Genomic DNA, 12,119 nt, shown 5'->3' with positions numbered 1-12,119 from the left:
TTTCTATTTTCGCATCACTTGATATAAAGCAGAAACTTTTATAGATGCTTAAGAGATTTAGTGATGTTTTTTATACGATTCGACAAAATCATAATAATGATCATCGTCATCATAATACTTTTTATCGTAATGATAATCGTGATCATCATCATAATACTTCTTGTTATGATCAAAATCATAATACTTATTGTCGCAATCATAATGCTTCTTATCGCAGTCATAATACTTTTTGTCGCAATCATAATGCTTCTTATCGTGGTCATAATACTTTTTGTAATAAGTTTTTTTCCAAGTGTAATACTCTTCTTTATATTTTTTATAATAACCCAATTTAAGCCCTCCTATTATTTTAATCAATATTAATATATGAAGTTTATATGATATGGTATGGCCAAATTCACTAATAATTTATTAATAGGGCTGTTTCTGATAACCAAATATAAGTTAGGTGAAAGGATTCGATCACAGTGAATAGACGAAGTATGTTGTAATGCCATTTGGGAACAGATGGGGACGAATAGGGGACAAACTTTTTAGTCAAAACAAAAGGTTTTTTATCAGAAATTCTTGTTAGAAAACCCTATAAAATATGGTTATTAAAATAATACGTAAGTTCGTATCGGCATATAGTCCCTTCCTCCTTGACAGGGGAGAGGCCACTGGTTCGAACCCAGGCGGAATCATACAGAAAAACGGCAGGAAACGCTGATAAAGGCGTTCCTGCCGTTTTTGTTTTGTGTTATCTTTTCGCAATGAGATAAAGTGATATGGCTCTTTGGGTTTGAAGAGGATTATGAATCGTAATCACCCACTGGTTTCTTCTCCTCGGAAAACTGCCTATTGCATACATTGGAGCATAATCACGTGGAGTAAACCCGCCATTTATTACCTTTATATCTCTTCCTTCAAGATAACAAACAAGGTATTCACCGGGATCTATGACCTGTTGGTTAGTCCATGCGTAAGAATAAAAGCCGTCTCCGAGATCCTCGGTGGAAGATGGCGGTATAAAACCATCTACATTCAATGTGATTTCTCTTCTTCGCTGTCTTTCTGAAAAGTCTTGATTTCTTTGCGTGTGATGAGCAGGTGGTAAGTGAGGAATTAACACAGGAACATAAAAGTAATGATACAAAGTAACCACTCCTTCGTTTACATTCATACAAAGTGTATGTTGGCGTATTTCGTTAATTCCTGTTTTGTTGTCAGTTGACTAAGAATGGAACTAAAGGAGTGAGGACAATCAGCTTGTCCATTTTTGTTTTACGACTGCCTTCATTTTTTGTATAGCAAGTTCTATGAGGTCTTTTTGCCATTGACTAGTTTTATAGCCAAATCATTTTTATGATATAATGGATATGTTTTGCAGTAATCTATAGTGTTGGTAATGGAGGAAACTATATGAAATGGTATTGGAATGGCTTAAAGAACTATGTCAATTTTGAAGGGAGAGCTCGGCGAAAGGAATATTGGATGTTTCATCTCTTTAATGGCATCATTTGTTTTATTTTATTACTGCTATCATTAATACTAGTTGGATTATTTACATCAGGCCCATTGGCGGCAGAAGGATATGCCAGTTCTCAAGTAGGATATATAATTGGATATGGCGGGGGATTACTGGCATATATTCTGATCTTTCTTTATCAGTTAGCTGTTTTTCTTCCGTCTCTTGCTCTCAGTATCCGCAGATTGCATGATATCGGCAAAAGTGGCTGGTGGATATTTATAGGCTTTATTCCGGTGGTCGGTCCTATTATTATGCTGATCTTTAACTGCCAAGATAGTGAAACAATAGAGAATCAATATGGAGCAAATCCTAAGATTATAAATGAATCGTAAATTGCGCCCCAATTGTTAGACAATGAGTTTAGCGATTGGGGTGTTTTTTATAGCCTGAAAAACTCATAAGGAAACTACATATTCAAGATAGAGAACAACTTCACCAAAGAGGGAGGAATAAATCAACCTTAGAGAATATTGTGCTGCAGGATATCGGCATGAATGATCTTACATTATTTGATTTAACGTGGTTAACTGCATTTTGAATAGTTATTTATTTTTCTTCTTAACCACATCCTAAGCACCTTTGTTTATAGTTTTCGCAAAGGATTGAATTAATATGCTGATCAAGAAGACATTTAGAATGGAACGAATCAAAGTGAACTTAATGGACAAACTTATATGGATTAAAAAGAAGAGAGGAGGGTGGAAATGAGTAAAAAATGGTTGCAAATAATAACTGCGTTATGTCTATCCACTTTTATATTAATGGGCTGTAATAATGATCAAAATAATAATGATCAAGATAACAATACTCCAGATGTTGAGGAGAACGATCAAGATAATAATGGTAACAATGCGCCGGGTGTTGATGAGGACGATACGATCAATAAAGATGATGAAAAAGATAATGAGACTGATCCCGAAGATCCGGTTGAGGATAATGAAGATGCCGATAAAGATAAAAAAGATGAGTAAGGAAACAGCACATCATCATTGTTTGCAGAAGAACCGACACTTCGTGCAAAGAAGTTTTAGTATTCTTTTCTGATGCTTTCTGCTGGCGGTGCTACAGACGAAAAACGTGCTTGAAAGGTTCTAAAATGACAAAAAGCTCTGTCCTTAGTGGATGGGGCTTATTGTGTGTTTGTGACACGTTTTTGAAATGAATATGATTTACCGAATTTAAAACATAAGAAAAATTCAAATAATACTTTAGAAACAAAATGTGTGAAGTTTGTAAAAATGACATTGATTTCAACTCGAATTTTTGATAACTAATAATTGTCTATATTGTCAAAAGGAGTTGGAATCATGAACAAATTTTTCTTGGCTCTCTTTTTATCCGTTTTCACTTCTGTCAGCATTGTTTCAACAGCAAATGCAGCAGTAATCGATCATGACAAGGTTGTCGGTTTTAAAGAGGCAGCGCCTGCCACTGTTACTCAAAAAGCGGCGAAACGTTTTCAGCCATATTTGAAGGTTTATAGCGGGTGCGTGCCTTTTCCTGCAGTCGATGCACAAGGCAATACAAGTGGAGGTTTAGAGCCTACTGGAGCGCCTGAAGGACATTGCAGCAAAAATACTGGACAAGTATATTCGCGTTCTGCTTGGTACAATGGTGTTTGGGCAATTATGTATTCCTGGTATTTTCCAAAAGATGAAGCCTCTCCAAAATTAGGTCACAGACATGACTGGGAAGGAATCGTTGTATGGATTGATAATCCAGCAAATCAACATCCAAAAGTTTTATCCATTGCATATTCCGGACACGGAAAATTCACAAATGCAGCACCAAGTGGAAGCAACATGAGAGATAATCATCCTTTGATTGCATATGACAGCACTTGGCCGCTGAACCATGAATTACTTATGAGCGATGATGTAGTAGGCGGAACTCAACCGTTAATCGGATGGGATGATTTAACTCCTGCCGCAAGGAATGCATTACATACAACAGATTTCGGTAAAGCAAATGTTCCTTTTAATGATAATAACTTTACCAGCAATTTAAAGAAAGCATGGTTTAAATAAAAACATCTTGGTATTGGGAAGAGTCCTTACAAAGAAGGATTCTTTTTTTGACTTACATGAATTCCTATTAGTTACAGTTTCTACGATAGCTGATTGGCAATGATTACTTTTAAAAATGGAACGAATGATAATAAGAGAAGTCCTTGTCGGAAAGCCTTTTCTCTCAAGAATCTCTCTGTGGTGTAAATGATGTCTGTCTTTTAAATGAGACCCGCAATCTATTTACCATTAAGAGTAGTAATTAAGATTCAAAAAATTGACAAATCGATGTATTTTCAACAAAAGGGCAACCCCTTCATGTATACTGAGTCCGTAATTACAATATGTAGAAAGGGGTAATAGAATGAAAATCAGTTTGGAGAAAAAAGCAGGTTTCTGGAAGAAGGCAGCGATTTCATCATTTATTTTTACCATGTTTTTTACCCTGATGATGAGTGATACGGTTTTTGCGGCCGGACTGAACAAGGATCAAAAGCGCCGGGCGGAACAGCTGACCAGTATCTTTGAAAACGGCACGACGGAAATCCAATACGGATATGTGGAACCCTTGGGGGATGGAAGAGGCTATACATGCGGCCGGGCAGGCTTTACAACGGCTACCGGGGATGCATTGGAAGTAGTTGAAGTATACACAAAGGCAGTACCGAATAACAAACTGAAAAAGTACCTGCCTGAATTGCGCCGTCTGGCCGAAGAAGAAAGCGATGACATAAGCAACCTCAAGGGATTTGCTTCTGCCTGGCGTTCGCTTGGAAATGATAAAGATTTCCGTGCTGCCCAAGACAAGGTAAATGATCGCTTGTATTATCAGCCTGCCATGAAACGATCAGAGAATGCCGGATTGAAAACGGCACTGGCAAAAGCTGTGATGTACGATACAGTTATTCAGCATGGCGATGGTGATGACCCTGACTCTTTTTATGCCTTGATCAAACGCACGAACAAAAAGGCGGGCGGCTCACCTAAAGACGGAATAGATGAGAAGAAATGGTTAAATAAATTTCTGGACGTGCGCTATGACGATCTGATGAATCCAGCAGATCCGGACACCCGTGATGAGTGGAGAGAATCGGTTGCCCGTGTGGATGTGCTTCGCTCTATCGCCAAGTCGAACAACTACAATCTGAACGGACCGATCAATATCCATTCAGCAGAATACGGTGATTTCGTAATCAAATAAGCAGCGAGTGTAAAGAAACCGGCTGCACCCTTTGCGAATACACCCGCCGCCCTCATTATATGGCGGTGGTTAACGTATGAACCGATTGTGTAAATGTCATTACCATTACTTAGCCTTTCTCAGAGAGAAGGGCTTATTTCAATCTAATCTGCTTTTCCGATTCAATGAAAAAAACCAGATTCGATTCACTAGCATGAATGTATCCGATCCAACGGCAGTCACATCAGCAATTAGGCTTAATACATAATTCTAGACTTGTTTTCATGCTGGCTGATCCTCTAAATAAAGAGTGTTTTTCTTACAGTAAAGGGAACAGTTTCTGTCATATTACATTCTTTAAACTTATTGTGTTGACTGAAAGATAAATTATGGTTTGGCAGATACAGAACTAATGACGAATGATTTTTTTGTTATTGGTCAAAAGGGGTGAATGAATGCCTGCTCAAAAGACAGAATAAGGGTGAAGCTGATATTCCAATGTTTTCAGAAAAGAGGTGAAAGCATGACTAAAAAAGGGATTCAAAATTCAAGTATTGAACAAATAAGAAATGATCATGAGACTGAAACAGCATTCAAGGCAGATGACCCTAAAAAACATGGCACAGGTTCAAAGAGGACCAAATAAGTTTTGTTTCAATGGAAAGCCTGATATCAAGATCTGGGCCAATTGCCAATTGTTTTTGGCCTGTCATATTGATTGATAAGGAATGGGAGTGGATATGTGACTCAAAAAAATGGAGCAGACAGACCTGATGATTATAAAAGATTTTCTGAAATTGACAAGGACTTTGATTTTAATCAAAATGGCCATCCTAAGTCAGAGACATTAGGTAAGAACGAACAAACCAATAACAAAGAAGAAGCAAACGAAAATATGGATGTCGCAGGAAGATATTTTGAACCGTCAGATTACAAAGGAACCACACAATTGGAACAGGGTTTGGCTGAAACGCATGAACAAGTCAGTGATGACTATTTTGAGGGAACCATCGACCAAAACTTGGACTAATAATCAAGCGGAGCTGACTCGAATGAACTTGAGTTAGTTCCGTTTTCAGTACAAAGATGAAACTGGTTCGGCAGAAGCTGCTTTCATAAAGGGGCATGCAAATAATGGGATCCTCGCTTTTGCGAAACAAAAGGAAACCGTAGCTTGATATTCTATTGAAAGAAGAGAATGCAATTCTATTTAATTTTTTTCAGTCTTCTTTGGATTCCTTGATTTTGAAAAGAGAAAAAAGGTTCAAGCTGATGCATGACTTATTCTTTAATATCTTTTCTCTAAAGGGAAAAATTGATAAAATTTAAGCGGAAGAATGAAAAAACACGATTCGGTTGGTAGTCCGAATGCATTTTTATCATGTCAGTAACCTTCCCCTCCTCGGGATGTCCGTCATTCTTTCATCATTTTAAAGAGGGGGGAATCGTTATGAAATTAACGATTTACTACAATGGTCAGTTTTGGGTAGGAGTTATTGAGGTTGTGAAAAACGGAAAACTAAAGGCCTCTCAGCATTTGTTTGGAAAAGAGCCGAAGGATTCTGAAGTATTAGATTTTGTTAATAGACAACTCTTAAAGACTCTGTCCCAGTCTGAGCAGGAAGGAGTTAGTGTAAAGGCCCAAGATCAGAAAAAGATAAATCCGAAAAGATTGCAACGTCAGGTTTCGAAGGAATTGAAACGTGCCGGAGCATCCTTAAAGGCACAGGATGCGATGAAACAAGAGTTGGAAGCGAAGAAGCAAAAGAAAAAACAAATAACGAAAGAACAAAGAGAAAAAATAAAAGAACAAAAGTATCTCATCAGAAAGCAAAAAGCTAAAAAAAAGCATAGAGGAAAATAGCTTGAAAAAGCAGGCATAGAGCCTGCTTTCTTATAAGTGAAGAATATGTTTTTACACTTTAGCGTATCTCCAATGGATAAAGTCTTTTTCTTCACGGTCCAGTTTAAACCCTAACTTCTTCAAAATATGCTGTGATCCCATATTGCCATGTTCACATCTTGCCGCAATACAGTTAACATTCTCTTCGCTTAATGCCCAGTTTATTAACTTTTGAGCAGCCTCAAAACAATAACCTTTACGGCGGTGACTTTTATTTGTTGCAAAACCGATTTCAACCATGCCATCCGTATCAGGGTCACCTAAAAACCCAGTTCCTCCGACAATTTCATAATCATCCTTCTTTAAAATGATCCATGAATCAAATCCTCTTGTTCCTTTATTTTTCATTAAAATCTCGCGGAAATAAGGAATTGCTTCAAAAAAATCGGAGTTTGGCCATTCCCCATTTGTTTTATAGCCCAGGTCTATAATAGCCTGATGATCCAGTTTAGATGCAGCGTCTAGAAGGTTAACATCAATCGTTTTTAATAGTAACCGATCCGTTTCAAGGAGAACCATCTCTTTAGCCTCTCTTCTATTTGATATCTATACATGTGATTCTTTGATGTTCATTTACCATGAATCGAAAAATTAATTTTTTCCTCTATATCATTTTTTTACAATGCATATTCATTATTTTCGCTCTCTTTAACGTATCCGTAATATGTGCCGCACCAGAAAAATTCATGAACTTGGTAACAGAAAAATTTGATAAAAATCAGTATGACTTCAAATGGTAAGAATAACCGTCTGGGTCTAAATAAACGGATGATAAGGAGTAAAGAGGGGGCAGAGATAGGCCTGCTCTTTATTATGAAAAGATATGTGCAGCTAACAAGAATATGCATAAGTTTGGCGGTGAGAACAAAGCAGTAGCAGACTCCCTTAAGACATACTCATACTTTGATGCTCACTAATCGTCTTCAGCAGGCTGCGCATCGAATTTGTCATGTAAGCGTCTTTGTGCCGAATAAAGATGGTTGAGATCATGCTATATTTCTCAGGCAGCGGGTGACAATAAACCTTACCTGCGGCTGAAAGATGTGTTATGGCAGATTCGGGTACGACTGTGATTCCAAGACCAAGTGCAACACTATTTAAAATGGTCTCTAGAATGTTAAATTCCAAAATTCTTTTTGGCAGTAAACCTTCATCTTTGAGCCAATGTTCCAGCCTGGAACGATATCCGCATCCTTGATTAGACACAAGGATCGGCGTCGTCATAAAATCCTCTATTCGAAACGTTTTATTTGCCGTTACTAGAGTAAGTTTTTCAGTATAGACATCATATTGTTCGAGAATGGAATGCTTAATTGGCCCTGATATAAAAGCCCCGTCTAATTCGTGGTTGGTTACCTTCTCAATAAGTTCCTCCGTTAAACCAGCCTGCAATGATAAATCCACGTTTGGATACTTTTTATAATAGGAGGCTAAGATGGTCGGCAGTATCCTCACTGTTTCCACTGTACCGATTTTTAATATTCCAGAGGGGATATCACTATCAAGAAAGACTTGTTTTAGCTCTTCAACATCTTTCAAGATTTTGTTAACGTATTCAAGCATTTTTCGGCCCTCAGGATTTAATGTTACCCCTTTTTTATGCCGATTGAAAAGAGGTGTTTTGAGTTCGTTTTCTAATTGCTTAATACGTGCTGTTACATTGGATTGTACATAGCTTAATTCCTTTGCAGCGCCGGTAATACTTTTGTGATGGGCAACGCTTTGGAAAATTTGTAAGTCTCGCAGTTCCATTTAGTATCCCTCCTTCATTTAAAATATCATTATAAATGATGTTTTTCATCATTTTTATTCATTTTACATGATGTCATCCTTCTTTTTATAATTCTCATTGTCAATACAAGAAAAGGAGGGGAATTACAATGAAAAACGGTCAATTATTCATTGGTGTCCTCACATGTTTAGTAGCAAGTATGTCGTGGGGCGCAATGTTTCCAGTTGCAGATCATGCATTAGCATTTGTTGATCCATTTTATTTTTCATCTATTCGATATGGCGTGGTAGCAGTTATCTTAGTGATTTTATTATTGGTAAGGGAGGGGAAGAGATCATTTCGTTTAGAGGGTAAAGCAAAATTGCTCATTTTTTTTGGTGTAATGGCGTTTACTGTATACAACGTTTTTATTTTTTGGGGCCAAAGGTTGATGGGGAAGTCTGGAATCATGACTGCGTCTATTGCAGAGGCACTTATGCCAATCATTTCTATTTTTATCCTGTGGGGATATAAACATGTGAAACCGAAAAAATATAAGATTATATCTATTATGATTGCTTTTTTTGGAGCCGCATTCGTTATTACCAAAGGCGATATGAGTTTCTTTTATACATTGAAAGATAATCTGTTTTCGTTAACCTTTATTTTAATGGGTGTTGTGGGATGGGTAATCTATACAATGGGGGGACAGCTATTTCAAGAATGGTCTACGCTGCGTTATTCAACATTGACGTGTTTATTCGGTACAGCTGTAACAGGTATTCTAACAGCTGCGCTCACCGCTCAAGGATACGTGTCCATACCTAGTATAAATGTGATTGCTGAAATTAAGTATGACTTAATATTTATGATTACTTTACCAGGTATCGTAGCTCTCCTTAGCTGGAACTATGGTGTTAAAATTTTATCACCCATTAACGGGATTTTATTTATTAACTTTGTTCCCATTACTACATTGTTAATCATGATGATACAAGGATCTAAAATCACCACTTTTGATGTAGCAGGAACACTGCTTGTCATGACAGCGCTTATTCTAAATAACATTTTTCAGCGTAAGGAAGATAAAAATGATAAGCGGTCTTTAGAAAATGAACAAACACAGTTGACTATCTCTTAAACGTTGGAGGATGCTATATGTTTGAAGGTTTATTGTTTTTTATTTCGGCTGGAATCGTCTGCGAACTAGCAGCCATTAATCGAAATGGCCGCAAAAATATAAAACAACAGGAGGAGTTCAATCAACTTTTAAAAGAACTTCTTAATAAAGACACCAGATAATCCGGGTATGACAAGTTGTAGATACATCATCTCCTTGAAACATTCAAGGAGATCTTTTTTTAAAAAAAGCTTTGACATTCACGTTACGTTAAAGTGTACGGTTACTGTATAAGGAGGGAGAAGAAATGGAATATACCGTTCAGAAGTTAGCCAAATTAGCGGGAGTCAGCACAAGAACGCTTAGGTATTATGATGAGATCAACCTTTTACAGCCAGCACGGATTAATTCATCTGGATACCGAATTTATGGGGAAAAAGAAGTCAACCAATTACAGCACATTTTATTTTATCGAGAGTTAGGCTTCCAATTAGAGGAGATAAAAAAATTAATCTTTTCCCCATCTTTTAATCGTCAGAAAGCATTAAAGGATCATCATGCAGAGCTTTTAGAAGAAAGAGCCCGGATTGATAGCCTTATCCAAAATGTAGAGAAAACAATTCATGCAGAGGAGAGAAATGAAAAGATGAGAGATGAAGAGAAATTTAAAGGATTTAAAAAAGAGCTTGTGGAAAAAAACGAGAGGAAATACGGAGCGGAAATACGCCAAAAGTATGGAGAAGAAGCGGTGGAAGATACTAACCAAAAAGTGTTGAATATGACAAAGGAGCAATATGAAGAGCTGACCGCTACAGAAAAAGAAATGTTTGAAAAACTTAAAAAAGCATTTGAAGAAGGAGATCCAAAAAGTGAAGATGCCTTGAAAGCGGCGGAATTGCACAAAAAATGGCTTCAATATTATTGGAGCGACTACAGCAAAGAAGCTCATGCAGGTCTAGGGGAGATGTATGTATCAGATGAGCGCTTTAAACGATATTACGATCAACATGGTGAGGGATTAGCTGAATTTCTAAGACAGGTGATCTATGTGTATACTGGGAAAGTAAATGATTAAGCATCGAACTGATGCATGAACTTTATCGAGCGAAAACGAAAGCGAAGTTTGAAGCACGATAGAAAAAACTAGAGTCTTTCTTTGTCATGAAGGGTCAAAAAAGCTTACTAATTGTAAGCTTTTTATGATTTGTCATTTATAAATGTAAGTTACTCAATGGTAAGAATGCTTAGCCATAAAGACTAAGCATCTTCCACATCTCTTTCAAATATCATTTCAAAATAAGCAGCTGCTCCATACCCGTCTATACTAGGGGCGAAAATCTGAATAAACTTCCATCCTCTTTGAGCATAGTCACGAATGATTTGTTGGTAGTCTTCTTTGGGTCTTCTTCTCATGGTACTAAGTTCGACTCTAACGAATTCATACTCTTTCATCATGTGATACCTCCTGTAAGGTTATACGAAAGAGCGAGAGGAAAGTTCCGAAAGATGGAAAAACAAAAGGTGAACATACCGAAATTACCAATGAAACAAGAACATTCAAGTTCAGATCATATAAACGCAGTTCTGATTGACCATACGAATATAGAGAAGATATAAATCGTGCACCTAATCGTGGAATGCTTAGCAATCAAGTGCGCGGAGCGAGCTACGCCTTGCCATATCCTTTAGATGAACTGGCGATTAAAGAAAAAAGAGGGGGAGGATCATAACGGTGCTCCTTTTATGGTATTTCAATGGGGCATGGGAAATGACATATTCTTTACCGAGCCGTGTGGCAATCGCGAATCAGCAAAAAAAGTGATAATAACACATATAAAAACGAACAGATCATCAGTATATTCATGACCGGATAGTGTTTCGCAGAGTATATGAAAAAATCCAGCTGTGAAATTTGTTTGGGGCTTGTGATGGTGTCAATGCCGTTAAGGAGCTTTGAAAATTTGGCTGTGTAATTCCAATCGAATTGATCTGAAACAAGCTCGCTTCCTTGATACCAATTGACAGCGGCTAAAAACAGAAAAGCCATGAATGAAAATCCAAGCTGAACAACTAAAACAATCCCTTTCATCGTACGCCTCCAAATCAATGAACATGAGAAAAGCAGATCATATATTACCATAATGTAGGTGGTTGGACAATTTTTTCTTTATTCCGGACTGGGATAGCTGACAATGGAAAGGATCTCAATCTGTAATATTTCATATCTTAGAATGGAGAGCCAGTATGTCTTTCATTGGAGCTTTAGTTCAGGCTGGGCTGGTACTTTTTTGCTCTTTCGGCTTTTGCCGCTCTCAACTATGTGTTATTTTGGATATTGGTGATCATATCCAGAAAGTGATGGTGTCCATGAACAAAGAAATCCTAAAATACATACTCACTATTTTTTCAATATGTGCAGCCCTCCAGAAAACCGATGATATGAGTATTGCCCATAGCTGGATTTTGACTGAAATCGTCCGATTTTTGATTTGCGCGGCTGTGTTTATTATCCTGACATTTCTATTAGAGACTGTTTTCCCAAACAAAAAAGAGTCACATTAAGGGACTGACCCCATAAGATGAGACAAATAAAAAACACCTTCAAGTTTGAAAACGGATAGTTGTTATCCGAAAAAAGACTTGGAGGTGTTTTTTGTATGGGAACAAGAATGAGTTATCCGATTGAAGT

At 37.3% G+C, this 12,119-nt stretch carries 17 protein-coding genes; 11 read left to right on the top strand and 6 right to left on the bottom strand.

Annotated elements, in window-relative coordinates:
* Nucleotides 1-57: 57 nt before the first annotated feature.
* Nucleotides 58-330, bottom strand: coding sequence for a hypothetical protein (locus tag KXD37_RS11955; RefSeq protein WP_127695450.1), 273 nt, complete (start codon nt 328-330; stop codon nt 58-60).
* A 409-nt stretch (nt 331-739) separates the two neighbouring features.
* Nucleotides 740-1,135: a hypothetical protein gene (locus KXD37_RS11950; RefSeq protein WP_024120994.1), complete on the bottom strand. Its 396-nt coding sequence runs from the start codon at nt 1,133-1,135 to the stop codon at nt 740-742.
* A gap of 266 nt (nt 1,136-1,401) precedes the next feature.
* Between KXD37_RS11950 and KXD37_RS11945 the strand changes: the two genes are divergently transcribed.
* The 7 genes from KXD37_RS11945 to KXD37_RS11915 all read left to right on the top strand — a co-directional run bounded on the left by KXD37_RS11945 (nt 1,402) and on the right by KXD37_RS11915 (nt 6,560).
* On the top strand, nt 1,402-1,842 hold the full coding sequence (locus KXD37_RS11945; RefSeq protein WP_263463547.1) for a DUF805 domain-containing protein: 441 nt from the start codon (nt 1,402-1,404) through the stop codon (nt 1,840-1,842).
* 372 nt (nt 1,843-2,214) lie between these two features.
* Complete coding sequence (locus KXD37_RS11940; protein WP_024120997.1) at nt 2,215-2,481, top strand: hypothetical protein; 267 nt, start codon at nt 2,215-2,217, stop codon at nt 2,479-2,481.
* A gap of 336 nt (nt 2,482-2,817) precedes the next feature.
* Nucleotides 2,818-3,537 (top strand): NPP1 family protein, encoded by a 720-nt coding sequence (locus KXD37_RS11935; protein ID WP_106020490.1) that lies wholly within the window; start codon nt 2,818-2,820, stop codon nt 3,535-3,537.
* Between the two features lie 343 nt (nt 3,538-3,880).
* Complete coding sequence (gene csn, locus KXD37_RS11930) at nt 3,881-4,717, top strand: chitosanase (RefSeq protein WP_024120999.1); 837 nt, start codon at nt 3,881-3,883, stop codon at nt 4,715-4,717.
* A gap of 502 nt (nt 4,718-5,219) precedes the next feature.
* Nucleotides 5,220-5,342 (top strand): hypothetical protein, encoded by a 123-nt coding sequence (locus KXD37_RS11925; protein WP_059292995.1) that lies wholly within the window; start codon nt 5,220-5,222, stop codon nt 5,340-5,342.
* A 96-nt stretch (nt 5,343-5,438) separates the two neighbouring features.
* Entirely contained in the window at nt 5,439-5,726 is a 288-nt protein-coding gene (locus tag KXD37_RS11920; RefSeq protein WP_263463546.1) for a YozQ family protein, read from the top strand.
* A 351-nt stretch (nt 5,727-6,077) separates the two neighbouring features.
* The gene (locus KXD37_RS11915) at nt 6,078-6,560 is read left to right on the top strand and encodes a YjdF family protein (protein WP_106020489.1); all 483 of its coding nucleotides are present in this window, start codon (nt 6,078-6,080) and stop codon (nt 6,558-6,560) included.
* A 51-nt stretch (nt 6,561-6,611) separates the two neighbouring features.
* Here KXD37_RS11915 and KXD37_RS11910 read toward each other — a convergent pair whose 3' ends face one another.
* Nucleotides 6,612-7,118, bottom strand: coding sequence for a GNAT family N-acetyltransferase (locus KXD37_RS11910; protein WP_263463545.1), 507 nt, complete (start codon nt 7,116-7,118; stop codon nt 6,612-6,614).
* A gap of 366 nt (nt 7,119-7,484) precedes the next feature.
* On the bottom strand, nt 7,485-8,351 hold the full coding sequence (locus KXD37_RS11905) for a LysR family transcriptional regulator (protein ID WP_101863885.1): 867 nt from the start codon (nt 8,349-8,351) through the stop codon (nt 7,485-7,487).
* A 128-nt stretch (nt 8,352-8,479) separates the two neighbouring features.
* Between KXD37_RS11905 and KXD37_RS11900 the strand changes: the two genes are divergently transcribed.
* From KXD37_RS11900 to KXD37_RS11890, 3 genes are all read left to right on the top strand, one after another.
* Nucleotides 8,480-9,451 carry a DMT family transporter gene (locus KXD37_RS11900; protein ID WP_106022344.1) on the top strand — a complete coding sequence of 324 codons (972 nt, stop codon included), beginning with the start codon at nt 8,480-8,482 and terminating at the stop codon, nt 9,449-9,451.
* Nucleotides 9,452-9,468: 17 nt separating this feature from the next.
* Nucleotides 9,469-9,612 (top strand): YrzO family protein, encoded by a 144-nt coding sequence (locus KXD37_RS11895; RefSeq protein WP_010333841.1) that lies wholly within the window; start codon nt 9,469-9,471, stop codon nt 9,610-9,612.
* 125 nt (nt 9,613-9,737) lie between these two features.
* Nucleotides 9,738-10,505 (top strand): MerR family transcriptional regulator, encoded by a 768-nt coding sequence (locus tag KXD37_RS11890; RefSeq protein WP_263463544.1) that lies wholly within the window; start codon nt 9,738-9,740, stop codon nt 10,503-10,505.
* A gap of 182 nt (nt 10,506-10,687) precedes the next feature.
* Here the strand turns inward: KXD37_RS11890 and KXD37_RS11885 are convergent, their stop codons facing one another.
* Together KXD37_RS11885 and KXD37_RS11880 are read right to left on the bottom strand one after the other, a co-directional pair.
* The gene (locus KXD37_RS11885; protein ID WP_024121010.1) at nt 10,688-10,882 is read right to left on the bottom strand and encodes a DUF4177 domain-containing protein; all 195 of its coding nucleotides are present in this window, start codon (nt 10,880-10,882) and stop codon (nt 10,688-10,690) included.
* A gap of 328 nt (nt 10,883-11,210) precedes the next feature.
* Entirely contained in the window at nt 11,211-11,519 is a 309-nt protein-coding gene (locus tag KXD37_RS11880; protein ID WP_254518192.1) for a YjdJ family protein, read from the bottom strand.
* Nucleotides 11,520-11,674: 155 nt separating this feature from the next.
* Between KXD37_RS11880 and KXD37_RS11875 the strand changes: the two genes are divergently transcribed.
* A complete protein-coding gene (locus tag KXD37_RS11875; RefSeq protein WP_254518193.1) occupies nt 11,675-11,992 on the top strand; it encodes a hypothetical protein in 318 nt (105 codons plus the stop codon).
* The last annotated feature ends 127 nt before the right edge of the window (nt 11,993-12,119 follow it).

Origin of the sequence: Bacillus sp. XT-2 (genome assembly GCF_025696525.1) — a bacterium.
GTDB lineage: Bacteria > Bacillota > Bacilli > Bacillales > Bacillaceae > Bacillus > Bacillus halotolerans.
Note: the sequence above shows the minus strand (reverse complement) of the source record. Positions and strands in the feature narration are given on the sequence as shown.